Source organism: Ralstonia sp. VS2407, assembly GCF_052950655.1.
In genome coordinates this window covers 53,250-73,003 of record NZ_JBRFVG010000005.1, presented here as the reverse complement: position 1 = coordinate 73,003, position 19,754 = coordinate 53,250, and the positions used below count along the sequence as shown (strand labels likewise).

Sequence of the window (19,754 nt, the reverse complement as noted above, 5' to 3'; positions counted from 1 at the left end):
CATCCATGACCATTTCCGCTGAGCTATTCCAACCGCACGTTGGCACCGCGTTCTCCGTGACGACAGTGCCAGGCCAAGCGCCTGACCTGCCATTCACGCTGCGCCTGGACGAAGTCGCGATATCCCGTTTTGCGCGCCCAGGCCAGAAGGCGTTCTCCCTGTTGTTCGAGGGCGATGCCTCGTTCACGTTGCAACAGGGCACGTACTTCCTGCAGCACGACACGCTTGCAGAACAGCCGATGTTCCTGGTCCCGATCGCCCGCACCGCGGAAGGCTTCCGCTACCAAGCCTGCTTCAACCTTGCTTGAGACACCGGTATGCCCACCTTCCGCATCGAGCGCAATGGCACCACGCTGCGCCCCCTGACCGACGCAGACCAGCCCTTCCTCCTGCACCTCTACGGCACCACCCGCGAGGCCGAACTGCAGGCGACCGGCTGGACTGATGAACAGAAAGCGCAGTTTGTCCGGATGCAGTTCGATGCACAGCAACGCGCCTACTTTGCGTACCCCGACGCGGAATTTTTCGTGATCGAACAGGAGGGCGTGCCTGCCGGGCGGATCTACCTGCAGCACCGGCAGGAAGCCCTGCTCATCATCGATATCTCGCTGGTGCCGGAGCAGTGCGGTTCGGGGATCGGCAGCGCGGTGCTTTCTGCTGTATTTGCGCAGGCCCGCGCTTCAGGAAAACGCGTGCAGATCCATGTGGAGCGCTTCAACCCCGCTCAGCGTTTGTATCAGCGAATGGGGTTTCGACTGGTGGAGGACAAGGGCGTGTATCTGTTCCTCGAGTGGGATGGGGCCGCCATGCAAGCGGCAACCGTATAGAAATCCCCCTCCACCCACCTCCACCGCCGGTGGTCTACCATGGCCCACACAACCAAAAGCACCACGCCAGGAGACCCCAAATGCCCACCGAGGCCACCCACCGCGTCTTCAACCAAGTCCCAGACCTGACCGGCTTCAACCCCTTCACGTCGGACACCACGCTGCAAAGCGCACTCGAACGCCTGGGTGGCGGCTGGAACGCCAGCGCGCTGCAAGCCTTCGGTGACCAGCTCGGCGCGCCCGAGACGCTGCAGTGGGCCACAGAGGCCAACACCTACCACCCCGAACTCCACACGCACAGCCGCACCGGCGAGCGCATCGACGCCATCCGCTTCGACCCCGCGTGGCACTCGCTGCTCGGCCTGATGCGCAGCCAAGGCCTGCAGGCGCTGCCGTTTTCCGACCCGCGCCCCGGCGCCTGGGCCGCGCGCACCGCCGGTTATTTCATGCAAGCGCAGATCGAATCCGGCACGCTCTGCCCAGCAACGATGACGTTCGCCAGCATCCCCGTTCTACAAAAAGAGACGGCGCTGTTTGCCGACCTCGGGCCGCGTCTCTACGCCCGCGAACACGACGCACGCGATCTGCCGTGGCGCCAGAAGACCGCCATCCTCGTCGGCATGGGCATGACCGAAAAGCAGGGCGGTTCCGATGTGCGCAGCAACACCACGGTGGCAACACCGTTGCGCGGCGAGGGCCGCGGCGCCACATACGCGATCACCGGACACAAGTGGTTCTTCTCCGCCCCGATGTGCGATGCGCATCTTGTGGTGGCACGCATGGGCGCGGAAGACGGGCCGCTGTCGTGCTTCTTCGTGCCGCGCTTTCGTGACGACGGCAGCAAGAACCCAATCCAGATCCAGCGCCTGAAAGACAAGCTCGGCAACCGGTCCAACGCCAGCAGCGAAGTGGAGTTCCGCGGCGCGGAGGGCATCCTGATTGGCGAAGAAGGGCGCGGCATTCCGACCATCATCGAGATGGCGACGCACACGCGGCTCGATTGCGTGATCGGCAGCGCAGCCATCCTGCGGCACGCGCTGATGCAGGCGCTGCACCACGCGCGCCACCGCATGGCATTCGGCCGCCTGCTGGCCGACCAACCGCTGATGCGCAATGTGCTTGCCGATCTGGCCCTGGAATCGCAAGCCGCAACCTTGCTGATGATGGAACTCGGCAACGCGTTCGAGCGCGCCGATGTCGATCCGCTGGCCGGGGCGTGGAAGCGCATCGTCACGCCTGCCGCCAAGTTCTGGGTCTGCAAGCGCGCGATTGAGGCGACCGGCGAGGCGATGGAAGTCTGGGGCGGCAACGGCTACGTGGAAGAAGGCCCGATGGCGCGCCTGTACCGCGAAGCGCCGGTCAATTCCATCTGGGAAGGCTCGGGCAACGTGATGTGCCTGGACGTGCTGCGCGCCATCGCCCGCACGCCGGACGACGCGCTGCGCCTGGTGCACGACATTGGCGAACGCGCGCAGGGCCACCGCGCCGTGCGTGCGGAGCTGGCCGCGCTGCAGGCGATGCTGCACCAGCCCGGCGACATTCAGGAGACGTCTGCCCGCCGCATCGCGCAGGGGCTGACGCTCACCGCACAGGCCGCCCTGATGCTGGCCCATGCCCATCCAGATGACGCCGAGCGCTTTATCGCGAGCCGCTTCCATCATCAGCACGGCCGCGTGTTCGGCACGCTCGACGGACATGCGCAGGAGCTGGGTGCGGTGCTGCAGCGCGCGTGGCCTGTATGAAGACTCTGTGAAGAGAAACGCGGGAAGGCCGGCGTGAAAGCGGGATGAAAGATCACATCGCCTAGGGTGGGGGGAGCCGCGCGAGCGCGCCGGCACCAGAAAAATACCCAGACAGGAGACATTCCGTGCCGCACCCGACCCGCGCATTGCTCGCGGCCGGCCTGGCGTTGTGCGCTTTCCAGGCGTTGGCTGCATCCCCCGTGCTTGACCGCATCCGTGATACCGGCACCGTCCGGCTCGCATATCGCGAGAACTCCGTACCGTTCTCCTATGTCGATGGCGGCAAGCCGATGGGGTATTCGATCGACCTCTGCGCGCGGCTGGTCGACGCAATCAAGGTGGCGGTCAAGCGGCCCGATCTGAAGGTGCAATACGTGGCCGTGACACCCGCCACGCGCATCGCCGCCATTGCCGAAGGCCGCGCAGACCTCGAATGCGGATCGACCAACAACACGCGCGAGCGGCGCGAGAAGGTAGCGTTCACTATTCCGCATTACATTGCCAGCAGCCGCATGCTGGTGAAGACCAGTTCGGGCATCCACCGCTGGGAAGACCTCAACAACAAGACGGTGGTGTCCACGCGCGGCAGCACGAACGGCGGGCAGATCCGCGCGATGGCCGATGCGCGCGTGCTCAAGGTCAACGTGGTGGAGGCCCGCGACCACGCCGAAGCCTTCGGCATGGTGGCGGCCGGCCGCGCCGATGCGTTTGCGATGGACGATGTGCTGCTCTATGGCTTCCGGGCGACGTCGCCCAACCCGGCGGACTACGCGGTCGTCGGCAGCAACCTGGCTGTGGCGCCATACGCAATCATGCTCGGCAAGGACGATGCCGAGTTCAAGAAGGTGATCGACCTGGCGATGTCACGCACGATCCTCGATGGCGAGGCGGAAAAGCTCTACAAGAAGTGGTTCCAGCAGCCGATTCCGCCAAATGGCGTGAAGCTGGAAATCCCGATGAGCTTCCTGCTGCGCGATTCGTTCAAGTTCCCGACCGACAAGGTGGCGGATTAGCGCAACGCTCGCCAACCATGCACCGAGAAGGTGCTTGAGGGTATACCCGCAGTCAGCGCATAATGCGCGCCCATGGCGGCGCGTGACATTGCTTCACGTTTGGCATTCCCGGGGGGAGTGACGGCGCGCCCCAGCCAATGCTGCGCAGCCGGGCGGATGTCGCCCGGCAATCGATTGCGCGCACGGCCGCGTCGATAGGGCCCCGATGCGGCCGGTTGGCCATTAGAAGCCCGAACCTCTCCTAGGACTTTGACGATGCCGTTCTTTGCGCGCACGTGGCTGCTGGCCGCGCTTGCCGTTCCCGCTGCTGTTTCCGCCGCCTTCTTCCCATCCAACGCCGTTGCCGCCACCCCGACGCTCGATCGCATCCGCGATTCGGGCACGGTGCACGTAGCCTATCGGGAAGACTCGATTCCGTTTTCGTACCTCGATGGCAGCAAGCCGGTCGGCTACACGATCGACATCTGCTCCCGCCTGATCGATTCGATCAAGACCTCGCTCAAGCGCCCCGACCTGAAGGTGCAGTACCTGCCGGTGACTGCCGCCACACGCATGGACGTGGTCGCCTCGGGCAAGGCCGACCTGGAATGCGGCTCGACCAACAACTCGCGCGAGCGGCGTGAGAAGGTCGCCTTCACCATTCCGCACTACATCACCAAGGGCCGCATGCTGGTGAAGGCCAGCTCGCCGATCCAGCAATGGGAAGACTTGAACGGCAAGACGGTGGTGGCCGCGCGCGGCTCGACCAACGCCGACCTCGCACGCAAGCTCAACGAGACGGGCATGACCATGCACGTGGTGGATGCCAACGACCTGCGCAGCGCGTTTGCAATGCTGGCCGACGGCCGCGCCAACGCGTTTGCCGGTGACGACATCCTGCTCTCGGGCATGCGCGCCACGGCCAAGAATCCGGCTGACTACCGCCTGGCGGGCAAGACGCAGCTGGTGTCGTCGTACGCGATCATGCTCAGCAAGCAGGATGCAGAGTTCAAGAAGCTGATCGACCAGTCGATGACGCGGCTGATTGTCGACGGCGAGGTGCCGAAGCTGTACAAGAAGTGGTTTCAGCAGCCGATTCCGCCGAATGGGGTGAATCTGGACGTGCCGATGAGTTACTTGCTTCGGGATTCGTTTAATACGCCTACGGATAGTGCTGGGAACTGATGTTGTTGTCTGTTTCTCTGCGCGGGGTGGGCGTTTGTGGTTCACCCCTGATTCATCCCCTGCCGGGGCTGACTCACTTTCTTTGTCTTGCCAAAGAAAGTAAGCAAAGAAAGGCGCGCCCGAGATGGCGACTTCCCCTTGAATTTATGTGACCGTGCGGGGAAGGAGGCAAACTCGCTGCGCTCAGACAGGCCTCCTTCCTTTTTCCGCTCGCTCACACAAATTCAAGGCGCCATCTAGGGCAGTTACGTCAAAGGCCACGCCGTTGGTGTGCGTGCGTTGGCGCCCAGATGTGTCTTGTTGCTCAGTGCACCTCGGCTGGCGCTGCCTGCGCCGGGATGCTGCTCACCACGTTCAGCGTCGGGCGTCCGCCTTGGCGCATGAGGTCGGCGGCGCGCTCGGCGATCATGATGATGGGGGCGTTGGTGTTGCCGCCGATGAGCGTCGGCATGACGGAGCCGTCGATCACGCGCAGGCCTGTCAAGCCGCGCACGCGCAGTTCGGGGTCGACCACGGCCATGCCATCGTCGGCGCTGCCCATCTTGCAGGTGCCGACGGGGTGGTAGATGGTGTCGGAGTGCTGGCGGATGAGGGCGCGCACGGCTTCGTCGTCGGAGCCGTCGCCGCGGATGTTTCCGGAATACAGCTCGCGCCCGCCCAGGTCGGCCAGCGGCCGCTGCGCGAAGATGCTCTTCACGGCGCGGAAGCCGGCGAGCATGCCGGCCATGTCGTCGGGGTCGGAGAGGAACTTCGGGTCGATCAGCGGTGCCTCGCGCGTGTCGGCGGAGGCCAGACGCACTTCGCCGCGGCTCTTCGGGCGCAGCACGCACACGTGGCACGAATACCCGTGGCCGTAGTTGAACGTGCGGTTGTGGTTGTCGGCCATGGCCACCACGAAGTGCAGTTGCAGATCGGGATCGGCCAGTTCGGGCCGGCTCTTGATGAAGCCGCCGGCTTCGGCAAAGTTTGTGGCCAGCATGCCGCGACGCTCGCGCCGGTAGCGCAGGATCTCGCCCAGCATGTGGGCGCTGCCGCGCGCGGAATAGCCGATCAAATCCAGGTTGAAGACTTTCTTGTGCAGGATGATGTCGAGGTGATCCTGCAGGTTCTGGCCGACGCCGGGCAGGTCGTGCACGACGGGAATGCCGAGCGAGCGCAGATGCTCCGCGGGGCCCACGCCCGAGGCCATCAGCAACTGCGGCGAGCCGAACGCACCCGATGAGACGATCACCTCGCGACGCGCGCGCAGCGTTTCAGTGCGACCACCGCGCTCGACCGTCACGCCTGCCGCGCGCTTGCCTTCAAAGACGATGCGCAGCGCCTGCGTGTCGGGCATCACGGTGAGTTGGCGGCGATTGCGGCTGAAGGTGGCGTCTGCCTTGTCCCCGCCATGCAGATAGGCGCGCGCGGCGTTCCAGCGCTCGCCGTTGTATTGCGTGACCTGGTATGGGCCGACGCCCTCCTGGTCGGGGCCGTTGAAATCGTTGTTGCGGCGGTAGCCTGCGGCCACGCCGGCATCGACAAAGCGTTGTGCGATGGGGTTGCCGGTGCGCAGGTCGCTCACGTGCAGCGGGCCGGTGCCGCCGTGCAGCGCGTCGTCGTCGCGGCCGGCAAAACGCTCGTTGCCTTCGGAGCGCTTGAAGTAGGGCAGCACGTCGTTCCAGCTCCAGCCTGTGCAGCCGAGCGCCGCCCAGTGGTTGTAGTCGCTCGGCGTGCCGCGGATGTAGATCATCGCGTTGAGCGACGAGCTGCCGCCCAACCCGCGCCCGCGCGGCTGATAACCCTGGCGGCCGCCCAGCCCCGCTTGCGGCACGGTTTGAAACCCATAGTTGCGCTTGTTCTTGAACGGCAGCGACGCCGCGCAACCGGCCGGCACCCATACCGAGAGGTGATGATCGTGCGGCCCGGCCTCGAGCAGCGCGACGGTCACGTCCGGGTCTTCGGTCAGCCGGCTGGCAAGCGCACAACCGGCTGAGCCTGCGCCGACGATGACGTAGTCGAAGGTGAGCGCGGATGTCTGCGATTCGGTGGCCATGGGTGTCTCCGGATGGTTTTCTAATGGGCGAGCGACGCCGCCGGCTGTTTGCCGGTCACGAGTTCACATCCTAGGCGCCATGGGTTGTTTCAAACGACCGGGGTTACCCGCATTAGAGGCATCGTTCGATGGCATGCAACAAACCCGCACGCTGCGGCTGGCAGAGCGTTGCCTTGGTGGCGCTTGCGGCATGCCGCAACGCAGCAATTCCGCACCGGCACACGGTTGCGCGCGGCCCTGACAGGAGGCATGCCGCCCACGGCGGGTTGCCGATCGGGCCGCCCAGTACGCTCGCAAGCCATTAGCAACGATGCGGTTTTTTCGCCAAGGCATTAGCTTCTAGAATGCAGCGATGGCCAAGAACCTCGACATCACCCTCGTCCGCACCTTCATTGCCGTGGCCGAAAACGCCAGCATGACGGTGGCGGCCAACGCGCTGCACCTCACGCAGGGCGCCATCAGCCAGCAGATCAAGCGGCTCGAAGACGCCTTCGAATGCCGCCTGTTCGAGCGCGACGGCCGCCGGCTGGAACTCACCCACGCGGGTGAACGGTTCCTCGGCCGCGCCAAACGCCTGCTCGCCCTTAACGACGAAATTTGGGCCGACATGGCCGCACGCCCGCTGCAGGGGCCGGTGCGCCTGGGCGTGCCTTACGACCTGGTCGGCACCGTTTTCCCGCCGATCTTCAAGGCGTTTACCGAAGCGTGGCCGTCGGTGGAGTTAACCATCGTCTGCGGCACCTCGCCCGAGCTTGCGGAGCGCATTGCGCGCGGCGAGCTGGACGTCGCCGTGGTCGAAGCGCCCGTGGATGAAGCCACGGGCGAATGCCTGTGCGTGGAGCGGTTGGTGTGGGTCGGCCCGCGCGGCGGCAACGTGCATGCGAAGCGGCCGCTACCGCTGTCGATGGTGGACGAGAGCTGCGCCTTCCGCGCCCGCGTGCTCAAGGCGCTGGGCGAGCACGGCATCGAATGGCGCACGGTGTTCGAGAGCGGCAACATCGAAGCGACCACCGCCACGGTGCGCACCGGGCTGGCCGTCACGGCATGGCTGACGCCGACGGTGCCGGCAGACCTCGACATCCTCGGCCCCGAAGCCGGCCTGCCGGAACTGCCGATGTTTGCGATCAGCCTGCTGCTGCCTGCGCAAGGCGCGAGTGCGGCGGCGCTGGCGTTGGCCGATTGCGTGCGCGATGGGTTTTCTACGCGGCAGCGGGTGGGCGAGCGGCGCGCCGCATGATCTGTGAACGGCGGCAGTTAAAGCCCGCCGCCTTCGATCTGCACGCGCCCATTCGGCGTATCGAGCACGAGCGTCAATCCCGGCCGCGCCGCGTCGGTCAATGCGACAGACCGGTTCTCCGCAGCGGCAGCGTCCCAGCCGAGCTGATGAAACTTCTCGCGAATGGCCGCCATCTCCGGATGCGCGAGTTGGAACTGGTGCAGGCGCAGCCCAACATCCTGCATCCTGTCGACCGGGCTTTGGCCGCCCGCCCAGTCGATGAGCGCGGGCCAGCATCCGCCCGCTTCCGCTTCACCGTCCTTGCGGTGAAAGAAGTGCCATCGCAAATCGCCGCGCGTCACTTCAAGCAATTCGTGCTGCGGTGATTCGCTTGCGTTGCGCGCCAGGCCGGGAAGGCTCGCGACCCATCCGAACAACCGAGGTGCTTCTTCCAATGTGCCTTCGCGCATCAGGCGGTCGAGCGCAAACCAGCGTGCTCTGTTGGGCGGCGCGGCTTCCGGGTCGATGGCGATGAACTCCAGAAAGACGCCCGGCGCTATCCGCGTGACGAGGTTGTGCGTGCCCATCAAGGGATGCTTGCCGCCCGCAGGCAGCTCCACGCCGAACCGCTGCACGGCATAAGCCTGCGCTTGCTCCAGTGATTGCGCGACGAAGGCAATGTGATCGAGCTTCAAGATGGCTCCCGCTGTGTCCGTCTCAAATGTGAGGGCCCAGCATGCCACAGCGCCTCGCACGTTGTTGCAGCGTGGTGCCGGCATCCCCGCCCGTCTCGGGGATGGGTCTGGCTGTTGTTATGCGGCGGTGACCTGCCGTCGCTCGATGGCGGCTAACACCTCCCACGTGCGCGGGTCTACGTCGCTCCCCCCGAGCGACATCGACAGATACGCGTCGATGGCATCGATAAAGCCTTTCACAAATGCTGGTGGATACGCGTGTTCCGAGAAGTACGTGAGCTGCTCGCGCAGCCTGCCGGGCCGACAATGACCGGCGTCGTGCATGACGCTGCGCGTGCGGCACAAGAAAGCGCGCGCCGAGACCGCACCGTCGAGGTAGAGGCGGTTCTTGGTCAGCGACATGCGGCACCTCCCGGTTGCGTGGGAAGCCTGCAGCGCCAAGGCGGCGGGGAAGGGTAAGACGCGGGGCGATGCCCGCTGAGTGCGGTAGCCATATGGCCTCCGGGGATAGGTTGATGGAGGCTCGCCGCTCGCTGCTAAACGAGGGTGGCGGGCCTGACGACGGCGTTAGCAGACCGGCCCTATCCCAGCTACCGGCAGACCCGAAGGTCTCACCGCCCGGCCCGCCATGAAAAACATAGGCGTGCGCAAGCACCGGACATAAAAATGCCGCTCGGAGGCGGCTGTCCGTCTGGGAAAAAGGGGTGGGCTGCTAAACCCAGTCACCGTTGGTGCGGTGACGGTGGGGATTATATGGTCACGGTCTCGCCCAAAGAAGCGCTCCGCCCTCAGTTACGGCCAATTCCGATAGCGATGACTCTCATTGCTCGCTAAGTTTGTGCGCTTTCCCTCATTGACGAGCCACCACGATCTATACCACCAAGTGGTATATTTTGTTCTTACTGAAGCAGCATGACACCCCTCTCGCCGCGCATTTTCAAAACCAAGTGGTTCAACAAGGCGGCGAAAGTCGCAGGTATTGCCGACGTGGAACTATGCCGCGCGGCAAGACAGTTAATGCAGGGCATGGGCGACGATCTGGGCGGCAATGTGTGGAAGAAGCGCCTGGACCAGAACCGTAGGCGCGGCATCGTGGTGAACAAGATTGGCCACTGCTGGTTCTTTGTCTTTCTGTTCGCCAAGAGCGACCGAGAGAACATCAATGACCGTGAACTGAAGGACTTCCGAAAAGCTGCCGCAGATTTGGGCAAACTGCGAGACACAGAGATTGACTCGCTGGTCGAACTACAAGCGCTGGTGGAAATTTGCAATGACTAAGACACGATTCAAGAGCGACGCATCTGAGGCCATTCACAGCCTAGCCTCGGACCTGTATCGCGCCAAGCTCATCGACAAGAAAACCATGCGCGAGTACGACGACCTGTGCATAGAGCCTGTGCCGGAATTCGATGCGAAGGCAATCGCGCGCATCCGTAAGTCTGTGAACGTCAGCCAAAGTGTGTTCGCCGCATATCTCAACACTACTGCTTCGACAGTGCGTCAGTGGGAGCAAGGTGACAAAAAGCCTAGCGGCATGGCTGCACGCCTCCTACAGCTGGTGCAGAAACACGGACTGGCCGTGTTTTCCTGATTCGTCAACGCTGCAGACAAAACAAAAACCCCGCCAACCGGCGGGGTCCCCCAAATCCTTTTGAGCCTGCGAGCAATCAAGCCTGCGGCGCAGCCCCATCTTCCGGAGCGGCCTCGGCGCCTTCGGCCTTGGCTTCGTCCTTCTTTTCCAGCATCTCTTCCAGCGCGCCCGCGCCCTTGAAACCGGCGACGGCGGCGACGGCCTTGGTCAGCAGGCCGGCATCCGGATCGACTTTCTCGGCGGCTTCAACGGCGGCGACGGCGCCGGCGATCTTGCCCACTTCATCCAACAGTCCCATGGTCACCTCCGCGTGATTGAACGGGAGAGCCATCTTGCTCCCGGCAAAGAGCGCAAGTGCAAGCAAAGTTAAAAATTTTTCGAAGGCGTTCGTTTGCGTACCGTGTGCATCACTCCGCTTCTGCGCCAGCGGGGGTAGCGGTGAGCGCAGCCAGGCGCTGGCGGGCGCTGTCGCTAATGGGGCTCGATTGGCGCGTCGCAACGTCGATCTGCACGATCACCGATTGCGACGTGGCGGCGCATTGGCCGTTCTGGAAGATCGCCTGCTCCAGCTTGACCGAGCTGCGCCCGACGCTCGCCACACGCGTGCCGATCTGCACCGAGCCCGGCCAAAGAATTTCATTGCGGAAATCGAGCACGAGCTGCGCGATGACGAACTCGCAGCCGGGCGCGGCCAACGGGTTCTCTGGCGTGAAGAGCATCTCGACGCGGCCTGTCTCCAGGTACGTGGCGAAGACGGCGTTGTTGATGTGGCCCTGGCGGTCGGTGTCGCCGTAGCGGAGCTTGTCGGTCGAATGCAGCGGGTAATCGGAAAGGGATGGCGTGGTCGTCATGAGGGGCGCGAAGTCAGGGGCAACCTGCGCATTCTGCCTGCCTTCCTGTGCAAACGCTGAGAGCGTGACTGCACCATGGGCCTTCCGTTGACTCGTATCAACGCGCAGTTTTCAGCAGCGCTTACGTTGGAAGCAGACGCCGACCGCGCACGAGGCGCGGCCGCAGACATGGCAAGGAGGCCACATGAAAACCCTGGTACTGGCGACGGACGGATCGACCTACTCCGATGCGGCAGCGCGATGCATTGCCGACAAGACCCTCTTCGGCAGCGACGTGACGGTGCACGTCGTGCACTGCATGCCGGATCTCTCGGGCGACATCAAATCACTCGTCGGCAAGGCAGAGGTTGACGCCTGGTACGCGGAGGAAAGCACCGGCGCCATGGCTTCGGTCTGCGCGATCCTGGGTGCGGCCGGCGTGCCGTTCGAACGGCACGCGTTGGTGGGTTTTCCACCGGAGCGCATCGTGAAGCACGCACAAAATGCTGGGGCCGCGGCCATCGTCATGGGCTCGCATGGGCGCGGCGTATTTGTCGAGGCGCTGATGGGCTCGGTGGCGGGCCGGGTGCTTGCGCATGCCGAATGCCCCGTGGTGCTGGTGAAGGCGCCCAAGGCTTGACGATGGCGGGGAGCGCGGAGCAGTTCAACTCCGCCGCGCGCCGCGCTACCCCAGCGCTCGCACCGACGTGCTGATCGCCCGCGCGCATTGCAGCAGCGCGGGGCCCAGCTTCGTTTCCATCTCTTCCGCCGTCCATCGCCCGGTAGGTGCGACAAGGTGGATTGCGCCCAGCGGCCGCCCATTGCTGCTGACGATGGGCGCGGCGATGGTCATATCCCCCAGGAAGAGTTCTTCGCAGTTGGTGGCGTAGCCGCGCTGGCGCGCCTGGCGCAGCGTTTCCATGATGTCTGCCACATCGGTGCGGGTGTGCATGGTGTGCGCCACGCGCTGCGACGCCTCGACGATGGCTTGCGCTTCGGGCATCGGCAACGCACTCAGGTAGGCCCGGCCTGACGCGGTGCAATACATCGGAATGCGGCTGCCGATGGGCATGTGCACCGGCACGAAATGCGCGCTCACAAAACGCGCGACATACACCATCTCGTCCTGATCGGGCTCGGTCAGGCACGAGGTTTCCGTGGTCATCTTGGTCAGTTCGGCCAGGAACGGATTGGCCACGTCGATGAGCGTGTCGGCGGCGAGGTAGTTGAAGCCGATCTTCATCACCGCGGGGGTGAGCTGGTAGCGGCGCGTCTGCGGATGCTTGCGCAGGTAGCCGAGCTGCTCGAGCGTGTAGACCATGCGCTGCGCCGAGCTTTTGTTGATGCCAGCGGCGGCGGCCACGTCGGCAATCGTCATGGTGCGGCGCTGCGCGTTGAAGGCGCCCAGCACGGCCAGCCCTTTCTCCAGCGACTGGTTGAACAGCAGGTCGGGGGCGTCGGCAGGTTCAGCAGCGTCGGTCATGACAAGTGGCGGCTCAGTGGCAAATCAACGGTCAAAGAATCGCATATCGATTCGCATACGTCGATTAGTGGTTTTCCATAGTTATTTATCGATTCGCTACGTTCGAATATTGGCACAAGCATTGCATTGCGTTGAGCCAGCCCCCGTGCATTGCGCGTTCGGGGTGCGTCTTTTTCCGTTGCCTGGAGGATTGCCATGTCTGTTGTCACCACCTTCCGTCGCGCTGCACTGGCGTTGTGCATGCTCGGCACCGCATCGTTTGCCTGGGCGCAGGGTGCGCCGGCCACCTACAACGTCGGCGCCACGGCCACGGGCGTGCCGTTCACGTTTCTGGACGTGAAGACGAATTCCATCCAGGGGATGATGGTCGACACCGTCACGGCCGTAGGCAAGGCGGGCGGCTTCAATGTGAACGTGCAGCAGACGGTGTTCTCGGCGCTGATTCCGTCGCTCACGTCCAACAAGATCGACATCATCTCGGCCGCGATGCTCAAGACGCCAGCGCGTGCGCAGGTGGTGGATTTTTCCGACCCGGTCTACTCGTACGGCGAGGGCCTGATCGTCAAGGCCGACGACGCCAAGAACTACGCCACGCTCGATGATCTGAAAGGCGAGGTGGTGGGCGCGCAGGTCGGCACGGTGTTCCTCGACATGCTCAACAAGAAGGGCATCTTCAAGGAAGTGCGCAGCTACGACTCGGTGGCCGACATGACGCGCGACCTGGCGCTGGGCCGTATCAAGGCCGGGCTGGGCGACCAGCCGATCATCGCGTACCAGATTCGACAGAACGCCTTCCAGGGCGTGAAGCTCGCGCCCAACTACAAACCCGCCAACGTGGGCGACGTGTGCCTGGTGGTGCGCAAGGGCGATACGGAAACCCTCAACCGCCTCAACAAGGCCATCGCCAAGATCAAGGCAGACGGCACGCTTGATGCCATCGTGAAGAAGTGGGGCATCTGATTTTCGGATCGGTGATGCGCCATGAGTGTTGCAACGTTTCTTGAGAACGCGCAGGACTTCCTGCCGATCTTGCTGAAGGGGGCGGTTGTCACGGTGGAGGTGACCGTGCTGTCGTTCCTGCTCAGCAGCGTGATCGGCCTGGGGTTCGCGCTGATGCGCCTGTCGCCCATCAAGGCCGTGTCCGCGGCGGGGGCGACGATCGTCAACATCATTCGGGGGCTGCCGATCATCGTGCAGCTCTTCTACATCTACTTCGTGCTGCCGGACATCGGCATTCAACTCACGGCGTTCCAGGCGGGCGTGATCGGGCTGGGCATTGCGTATTCCGCATACCAGGCCGAGAACTTCCGCGCCGGCATCGAGGCCGTGGACCCCGGGCAACGTGAAGCCGCGCAGGCGATGGGCATGCGCGGCGCGCTCATCATGCGGCGCGTGATCCTGCCGCAGGCGTTTCGCATTGCGCTGCCGCCGTACGGCAACACGCTGGTGATGATGCTCAAGGATTCGTCGCTGGTGTCCACCATCACGGTGGCAGAAATGACGCGTGCGGGGCAGCTTATCGCTTCGTCCACGTTTCAGAACATGACGGTCTACACGCTGGTGGCGCTGCTGTATCTGGTGATGAGCCTGCCGCTGGTGTTCGGCCTGCGCAAGCTGGAACACCGCTTGGGCGCAGGGAGGGCCAAGCGATGAGCATGATCGAGATCCGTGATCTGCAGAAACACTTTGGCGACCATCACGTGCTGCGCGGCGTGAGCCTGCACGTGAACAAGGGCGAGGTCGTCTGCCTGATCGGCCCGTCGGGCTCGGGCAAGTCGACCGTCCTGCGCTGCATCAACGGGCTGGAGTCGTACGATGGCGGCGAGATCCGCGCCTTTGGCGAACGCGTCGATCAACACAGCAAAACCATCCACACGCTGCGCAGCCGCATGGGCATGGTGTTCCAACGCTTCAACCTGTTTCCGCATCGCAGCGTGCTGGAAAACGTGATGGAAGGTCCGGTCTACGTGAAGGGAGAACGCCCCGAAGCAGCCCGAGCGAAAGCGATGGCGCTGCTGGACAAAGTAGGTCTGGCCGCCAAGGCAGCGGCGTACCCGGCGCAGCTCTCCGGCGGCCAGCAGCAGCGCGTGGCGATTGCCCGCGCGCTGGCGATGGAGCCCGAGGCGATGCTGTTTGACGAGCCCACCTCTGCGCTCGACCCCGAACTCGTCGGCGATGTGCTGGAGGTGATGCGCGCACTCGCCCGCGAAGGCATGACGATGATCGTCGTCACGCACGAGATGGGCTTTGCGCGCGAAGTGGCGGACCGCGTGTGCTTTCTGCACAGCGGCACCATCGTCGAAGAAGGGCCAGCCGCGCAGGTCCTGGGTGCCCCGCGTCAACCGCGTACGCAGGACTTTCTGCGCCGCGTGCTGCACAAACCCGCCGATGCTCCGGCCGGAGAACTCGCGCCATGACGCAGCCGCACCTCGATATCACCCCCGGCACATCCGGCGGCGAGCCGCTACCGCCATCGTTGTGGGCTGCCACCGCACCGGCCGCGCCGCCCACGCCTGCGTTGATGGAATCGGTCACCACCGATGTGCTCGTCATCGGCGGGGGTTACACGGGGCTGTCCACCGCGCTGCATCTGGCTGAACGCGGCACGCAGGTCACCGTGCTCGAAGCCAACGATCCGGGCTGGGGCGCTTCCGGGCGCAACGGCGGACAAGTCAACCCGACGCTCAAGCACGACCCCGATGAACTGGTGAGCCTGCTGGGCGCCGCGCGTGCCGAACCGTTGATCGATGCTGTGTCGCGCTCCGCCGATCTGGTGTTCGATCTGATCGACCGGCACCGCATCGACTGCCAGCCCGTGCGCGCCGGGTGGCTGCAGCTTTCCTATTCGGACAAGGCCGTGCCGGCGCTGCATGCGCGCGCCCGGCAGTGGGAAAAGCGTGGCGTGCCGGTGGAAATGCTGGACCGCGCCGCCGTCGCGCAACGTGTCGGCACCGAGGCGTTTGCCGGCGCATGGCTCGATGGCCGCGCGGGCGCCATCCAGCCGATGGCGTATGCACGCGGGCTGGTGCGTGCCGCGCAGAATGCCGGTGCCGCCGTGCATGGCCGCACCACGGTCACCGCACTCGAGCAACAGGGCACGCACTGGATCGCCACCACCAGCACGGGCGCAAAGGTGCGTGCGCAGCGCGTGGTGATCGCCACCAATGGCTACACCGGCCCGCTGTGGCCCGGATTGGCGCAGACGGTGCTCTCAGCCAACAGCTTCATCGTCGCCACCAAGCCGCTCAAGACGGCTGAAGCCGAGCGCATTCTGGCGCGCGGCGAAACGGCTTCCACATCGCAACGGCTGCTGCTGTATTTCCGCAAAGACGCAGCCGGGCGCCTGCTGATGGGTGGACGCGGCTTCTTTGCAGAGCCGCGCGACGCACAGGATTTTGCACACCTTGAACGCTCGCTGGAGCTGCTCTTTCCACAACTCGGCCCGCTTGAGTATGAATACCGCTGGGCGGGCCGCATCGCCATCACGCGGGATTTCATGCCGCATATCCACGAGCCCGCGCCGGGCATCACGATGGCGCTGGGTTGCAACGGACGCGGCATCGCGCTGTGCACCAGCCTTGGCCAGCACATCGCCGCACGGCTTGCAGGCAGTGGAGACGCGTTTCCGTATCCCGTATCGCCCATCACACCGATCCCCTTGCACGGGTTGCAGCGCTTCTACATTGCGGCGGGCGTGGCGTGGTACAGCCTGCTCGACAAACTCGGCGGCTGAACGCGCATTGCCGCCACAAGCCGCTGCAGGATGTTCTAGGATGAAGGCTCCTTTTCGTCACATCCTGGGGGACCCATGTCGCATCGCCGCCGTCTTGCGCTTGCCTTTGCTGGCGCCGCGCTCTTTGCTAGCGCCACGCCTTCGTTTGCCTATTTCCGCAATGTGCTGGCCAGCACCATCATCGGCTCGATGAGCCCAACGGAGCTGAAGTCGTTTACCAAGGCCATTGGCGATGTGCTCAAGAGCGCCGCCGACAACACGCCCGCGCAATGGACCGCGCCGGCCAGAGGCAAGCAGGCCGCCGTCGACGCGACCATCACCCCGCTGGAATCCAAAACCGACGCCGGCCAGTCGTGCCGTCGCCTGCAGAGCGAACTCACGCGCGGCAGCAGCAAGGAGCAGTGGACGGCATGGCTGTGCAAGCAGCCGAGCGGGGAATGGAAGTTGCGGCAGCTGGCGCAGTAAGGCATCGGCCACCGGGCAACGATCAATGAGCGAGCCACCAAGACCAAGTGGCTCGCCTTCTGGCTTCAATCAGCGGATCGCCCGAAATGCCGCCGCCAACCCCACCAGAATCATCGCCATCCCGGCCATTGCGACGGGGGCCATGCGATGCCCGAACACGAGGTCATCCAGCAGCGCCGTCACCACCGGCACGAGATAGAACAGGCCCGTCACGTTGACGAGGTTACCGCGCTGCATAAGCCGGTAGAACAGCAACTGCGCCCCCACCGACATCACCACGCCCATCCACAACAAAGCGGCGAGGCCCGGCAGGTTCGGCGTGAATGCCAGTGATTGCACGGGCTGCGCGATGGAAAACCCCACACACAGCACGAGGCTCACTGCGTTCTGCAGCGGCAGCGTAGCGATGGGCGACTGGTTCAGCCGCTTCTGGCAGATGGCGCCCACCGTCATGCTGAGGAGCGCGGCCAGCGCATAGCCGAGACCAGCCATCGGCACCTGGTGCGCATCGGCCCCGCCGACCACCAGCGAAAGGCCGCCCAGCGCAAGCACGAGGCCGGCCATGCGCGGTGCGGACCAGGTACGTTCAGTTACCAGAAGCGTCAGCAGCGGCTGCACGCCAAGCACCGTGGCCAGCAGCCCGGGCGTGAGGCCGCGGTCCAGCGCGAGCAGATAGCAGATTGAGTACCCGCCGGTCAGCAATGCACCGGTGCTGGCCACCTTCAGCCGTGAACCCGGCGCCGGCCACCACTGCCCGCGCCGCAGGCCTAGGCCCGCCAGCACCAAAGACGCGAGCGCAAAGCGCCCGACCAGAAACGCGAACGCCGGGACATGCTGCACCCCGATCTCCGCAAAGATTGCGCCGCTGCTCCACAGCAGCACGAATAGAACCGTCGCGCCGGACCCTGCCAGCGCGGCTTGCATGGAACGCATACCACTCACCTGTCGAAAAGAGATGTCGGGTTCCGGCGCGCAGGCAAGCGCCTGCCTCGGGCGTGTGCCCGAGCCTCTTTGAGGTCAACCGGAAACGAAGCGGCTGGAAATCAGCCGAGCGCGGGCGGAGGCGGCGGCGGCTGTGCGCCGATCGCGTCGTAGCCCCAAGACACGACAGGAGGAGGGAAGGGCCCGGGCTGCACGCACACGTCATCCACGCGGGCGCGATGGCCGGCGGCGAGGAGGATGGCGTGAAGTCGAGGCATGAAGACGAAGATTCAGAGAATCAAAGAGTCGGCGAATCAGAATTAGCCGATGGCGTTCGAGCAGCGTATCGGCATCGCACGCATGGCGCAAGGGCGGCGCGCTACTTCAGGTACGACTTGATCACTTGCATCACCGCGTCGAGATCTTCTTGGCGTTGGGCCTCGGCGGGCTCCTTCACCACGTGATCCGTCAGGTGGCCCTCGATGACCGCCGCCATCAGCCCGTTGACGGCGCCGCGAATGGCCGCAATCTGCTGCAGGATGGCCGTGCAATCGCCCTCTTCGGCGAGTTGTTTTTCCAACGCGGCGGCTTGCCCCTGGATACGCCGTACGCGCGCCAGCAGCTTGGCTTTGTCGCGGATGGTATGGGCCATGGAATCGGGTATCGAGGTGGTGTGAATGACGCGGGAGGGTAGCATCACTATACTAGGGGGGAGTATATTTCGCCTACCCGAATTTACCGACTGCCATCCATGACCGCGTTCACCACCCTGCTGCAGCAAGGCAATGCCTGGCTGTTCGTTCCCAGTGCGATCCTGCTGGGTGCGCTTCATGGCCTGGAGCCTGGGCATTCCAAGACGATGATGGCGGCGTTCATCGTCGCCATCCGCGGCACGCTCACGCAGGCGGTGTTGCTGGGGCTATCGGCCACGGTGTCGCACACGGCGGTGGTGTGGGCGGTGGCCATGGCGGGCCTGTACTTCGGCCGCAACTGGAACGCAGAAACCACCGAGCCGTATTTTCAGATGGTGTCTGCCGTGCTGATCGTGGCCGTGGCCGCGTGGATGATGTGGCGCACCTGGCGCAGCACGCACGCGGCGCACGATCACCACCACGACCATCATCACCATGATCACGATCACGCTCACGGCCATGACGATGTCCAGCGCATCGACACCGGCCACGGCATCGTGCAGCTGGCCATCTTCGAAGATGGCGTACCGCCGCGCTTCCGGCTAACGCGGGAAGGCACGCGCGGCACCGCATGGTCGGCCGAGCAGGTGCAGATCGTGACCGAGCGCCCCGACGGCAGTCGGCAGATTTTCCGCTTCGTCCAGCGCGACGGCTTTCTGGAGTCGGAGCAATCCATTCCCGAGCCGCACGCCTTTGTGGCGCGCCTGTCGCTCGGCCACGAACACCATCGGCATGACTACGACGTCACGTTCACCGAGCATGACCATGACCACGACCATGGCCACAGCCATGGCGGGCTCGATGTGTCGTCTGCCGAATACCAGGATGCCCACGAACGCGCGCACGCCAACGACATCCGCCGCCGCTTTGCCAACCGTGAAGTGACCACGGGCCAGATCATCGTGTTCGGGCTCACGGGCGGGCTGATTCCGTGTCCGGCGTCGATCACCGTGCTGTTGTTGTGCCTGCAACTCAAGAAGATCACCCTGGGCGCGGCGCTGGTGCTGTGCTTCAGCATCGGGCTGGCCCTCACGCTGGTGGCCTCGGGCGCGCTGGCTGCGCTGAGCGTGAAGCACGTCTCCCGCCGCTGGGGCGGCTTTGGTGAATTTGCGCGCAAGGCGCCGTACCTGTCAGGCGTGCTGATTGCCCTGGTAGGGCTGTACGTGGGGTGGCAAGGCGTGCACGGGCTGATGCAGCTGCCGTAGCAGCGTCCACGCTTTTTTCTGCACCGCTGCATCCACTGCCGCATGGCCTGCGTATCTGCAGGTACAGGCTGGTGCGGCATGTTTTTCGTCGATGCAGTGTCAGGTTTGCATGCGCACCGCGACCAACCTGTGGGATCCGGGC

The 19,754-nt window shown here is 64.6% G+C and carries 23 protein-coding genes; 15 read left to right on the top strand and 8 right to left on the bottom strand.

Annotated elements, in window-relative coordinates; genetic code table 11:
• Nucleotides 1–5 precede the first annotated feature (5 nt).
• The 5 genes from ACU8YE_RS10395 (at nucleotide 6) to ACU8YE_RS10375 (ending at nucleotide 4,746) form a co-directional block, all read left to right on the top strand.
• The gene (locus ACU8YE_RS10395; RefSeq protein ID WP_260803678.1) at nucleotides 6–308 is read left to right on the top strand and encodes a DUF6916 family protein; all 303 of its coding nucleotides are present in this window, start codon (nucleotides 6–8) and stop codon (nucleotides 306–308) included.
• Between the two features lie 9 nt (nucleotides 309–317).
• Nucleotides 318–827: a GNAT family N-acetyltransferase gene (locus tag ACU8YE_RS10390; protein WP_316870415.1), complete on the top strand. Its 510-nt coding sequence runs from the start codon at nucleotides 318–320 to the stop codon at nucleotides 825–827.
• Between the two features lie 80 nt (nucleotides 828–907).
• On the top strand, nucleotides 908–2,569 hold the full coding sequence (locus ACU8YE_RS10385; RefSeq protein WP_343620344.1) for an acyl-CoA dehydrogenase family protein: 1,662 nt from the start codon (nucleotides 908–910) through the stop codon (nucleotides 2,567–2,569).
• 125 nt (nucleotides 2,570–2,694) lie between these two features.
• Nucleotides 2,695–3,582 carry an amino acid ABC transporter substrate-binding protein gene (locus ACU8YE_RS10380; RefSeq protein ID WP_232041505.1) on the top strand — a complete coding sequence of 296 codons (888 nt, stop codon included), beginning with the start codon at nucleotides 2,695–2,697 and terminating at the stop codon, nucleotides 3,580–3,582.
• Between the two features lie 255 nt (nucleotides 3,583–3,837).
• Nucleotides 3,838–4,746 carry an amino acid ABC transporter substrate-binding protein gene (locus tag ACU8YE_RS10375; protein WP_232041504.1) on the top strand — a complete coding sequence of 303 codons (909 nt, stop codon included), beginning with the start codon at nucleotides 3,838–3,840 and terminating at the stop codon, nucleotides 4,744–4,746.
• Nucleotides 4,747–5,050: 304 nt separating this feature from the next.
• Here ACU8YE_RS10375 and ACU8YE_RS10370 read toward each other — a convergent pair whose 3' ends face one another.
• Nucleotides 5,051–6,781, bottom strand: coding sequence for a GMC family oxidoreductase (locus ACU8YE_RS10370; RefSeq protein ID WP_446928649.1), 1,731 nt, complete (start codon nucleotides 6,779–6,781; stop codon nucleotides 5,051–5,053).
• Nucleotides 6,782–7,133: 352 nt separating this feature from the next.
• On the opposite strand from ACU8YE_RS10370, the gene ACU8YE_RS10365 reads away from it, so the two are divergent.
• Complete coding sequence (locus ACU8YE_RS10365) at nucleotides 7,134–8,018, top strand: LysR family transcriptional regulator (protein WP_232041502.1); 885 nt, start codon at nucleotides 7,134–7,136, stop codon at nucleotides 8,016–8,018.
• Between the two features lie 17 nt (nucleotides 8,019–8,035).
• Here ACU8YE_RS10365 and ACU8YE_RS10360 read toward each other — a convergent pair whose 3' ends face one another.
• Entirely contained in the window at nucleotides 8,036–8,692 is a 657-nt protein-coding gene (locus ACU8YE_RS10360) for a VOC family protein (RefSeq protein ID WP_446928648.1), read from the bottom strand.
• Between the two features lie 117 nt (nucleotides 8,693–8,809).
• Entirely contained in the window at nucleotides 8,810–9,094 is a 285-nt protein-coding gene (locus ACU8YE_RS10355; RefSeq protein WP_260803671.1) for a hypothetical protein, read from the bottom strand.
• A gap of 510 nt (nucleotides 9,095–9,604) precedes the next feature.
• Between ACU8YE_RS10355 and ACU8YE_RS10350 the strand changes: the two genes are divergently transcribed.
• Nucleotides 9,605–9,970 (top strand): type II toxin-antitoxin system RelE/ParE family toxin, encoded by a 366-nt coding sequence (locus ACU8YE_RS10350; protein WP_260803670.1) that lies wholly within the window; start codon nucleotides 9,605–9,607, stop codon nucleotides 9,968–9,970.
• Nucleotides 9,963–10,283: a helix-turn-helix domain-containing protein gene (locus tag ACU8YE_RS10345; protein WP_102080461.1), complete on the top strand. Its 321-nt coding sequence runs from the start codon at nucleotides 9,963–9,965 to the stop codon at nucleotides 10,281–10,283. The genes ACU8YE_RS10350 and ACU8YE_RS10345 overlap by 8 nt, the downstream gene beginning before the upstream one ends.
• Nucleotides 10,284–10,359: 76 nt before the next feature.
• Here ACU8YE_RS10345 and ACU8YE_RS10340 read toward each other — a convergent pair whose 3' ends face one another.
• Nucleotides 10,360–10,581, bottom strand: a complete 222-nt coding sequence (locus tag ACU8YE_RS10340) for a hypothetical protein (protein ID WP_027678733.1) — start codon at nucleotides 10,579–10,581, stop codon at nucleotides 10,360–10,362.
• A gap of 109 nt (nucleotides 10,582–10,690) precedes the next feature.
• Nucleotides 10,691–11,134, bottom strand: a complete 444-nt coding sequence (locus tag ACU8YE_RS10335; RefSeq protein WP_232041496.1) for an acyl-CoA thioesterase — start codon at nucleotides 11,132–11,134, stop codon at nucleotides 10,691–10,693.
• 184 nt (nucleotides 11,135–11,318) lie between these two features.
• Between ACU8YE_RS10335 and ACU8YE_RS10330 the strand changes: the two genes are divergently transcribed.
• The gene (locus tag ACU8YE_RS10330; protein ID WP_260803669.1) at nucleotides 11,319–11,753 is read left to right on the top strand and encodes a universal stress protein; all 435 of its coding nucleotides are present in this window, start codon (nucleotides 11,319–11,321) and stop codon (nucleotides 11,751–11,753) included.
• A gap of 45 nt (nucleotides 11,754–11,798) precedes the next feature.
• On the opposite strand, the gene ACU8YE_RS10325 is transcribed toward ACU8YE_RS10330, so the two are convergent.
• On the bottom strand, nucleotides 11,799–12,596 hold the full coding sequence (locus tag ACU8YE_RS10325; RefSeq protein WP_446928647.1) for an IclR family transcriptional regulator: 798 nt from the start codon (nucleotides 12,594–12,596) through the stop codon (nucleotides 11,799–11,801).
• A 195-nt stretch (nucleotides 12,597–12,791) separates the two neighbouring features.
• Here ACU8YE_RS10325 and ACU8YE_RS10320 point away from each other — a divergent pair, with 195 nt between their 5' ends.
• The 5 genes from ACU8YE_RS10320 (at nucleotide 12,792) to ACU8YE_RS10300 (ending at nucleotide 16,794) form a co-directional block, all read left to right on the top strand.
• On the top strand, nucleotides 12,792–13,556 hold the full coding sequence (locus ACU8YE_RS10320) for a transporter substrate-binding domain-containing protein (protein ID WP_440076467.1): 765 nt from the start codon (nucleotides 12,792–12,794) through the stop codon (nucleotides 13,554–13,556).
• Between the two features lie 21 nt (nucleotides 13,557–13,577).
• On the top strand, nucleotides 13,578–14,249 hold the full coding sequence (ehuD, locus tag ACU8YE_RS10315) for an ectoine/hydroxyectoine ABC transporter permease subunit EhuD (RefSeq protein WP_446928646.1): 672 nt from the start codon (nucleotides 13,578–13,580) through the stop codon (nucleotides 14,247–14,249).
• A gap of 2 nt (nucleotides 14,250–14,251) precedes the next feature.
• Nucleotides 14,252–15,013 carry an ATP-binding cassette domain-containing protein gene (locus ACU8YE_RS10310; protein WP_440840220.1) on the top strand — a complete coding sequence of 254 codons (762 nt, stop codon included), beginning with the start codon at nucleotides 14,252–14,254 and terminating at the stop codon, nucleotides 15,011–15,013.
• Nucleotides 15,010–16,329 (top strand): NAD(P)/FAD-dependent oxidoreductase, encoded by a 1,320-nt coding sequence (locus ACU8YE_RS10305; RefSeq protein WP_446928645.1) that lies wholly within the window; start codon nucleotides 15,010–15,012, stop codon nucleotides 16,327–16,329. Before ACU8YE_RS10310 ends, ACU8YE_RS10305 begins: the two co-directional genes overlap by 4 nt.
• A gap of 75 nt (nucleotides 16,330–16,404) precedes the next feature.
• Nucleotides 16,405–16,794 carry a hypothetical protein gene (locus ACU8YE_RS10300; protein WP_260803668.1) on the top strand — a complete coding sequence of 130 codons (390 nt, stop codon included), beginning with the start codon at nucleotides 16,405–16,407 and terminating at the stop codon, nucleotides 16,792–16,794.
• A gap of 69 nt (nucleotides 16,795–16,863) precedes the next feature.
• On the opposite strand, the gene ACU8YE_RS10295 is transcribed toward ACU8YE_RS10300, so the two are convergent.
• On the bottom strand, nucleotides 16,864–17,727 hold the full coding sequence (locus tag ACU8YE_RS10295) for an EamA family transporter (protein WP_440076463.1): 864 nt from the start codon (nucleotides 17,725–17,727) through the stop codon (nucleotides 16,864–16,866).
• A gap of 367 nt (nucleotides 17,728–18,094) precedes the next feature.
• On the bottom strand, nucleotides 18,095–18,367 hold the full coding sequence (locus ACU8YE_RS10290; protein WP_092973887.1) for a metal/formaldehyde-sensitive transcriptional repressor: 273 nt from the start codon (nucleotides 18,365–18,367) through the stop codon (nucleotides 18,095–18,097).
• 99 nt (nucleotides 18,368–18,466) lie between these two features.
• Here ACU8YE_RS10290 and ACU8YE_RS10285 point away from each other — a divergent pair, with 99 nt between their 5' ends.
• A complete protein-coding gene (locus ACU8YE_RS10285; RefSeq protein WP_260803663.1) occupies nucleotides 18,467–19,612 on the top strand; it encodes a nickel/cobalt efflux protein RcnA in 1,146 nt (381 codons plus the stop codon).
• The last annotated feature ends 142 nt before the right edge of the window (nucleotides 19,613–19,754 follow it).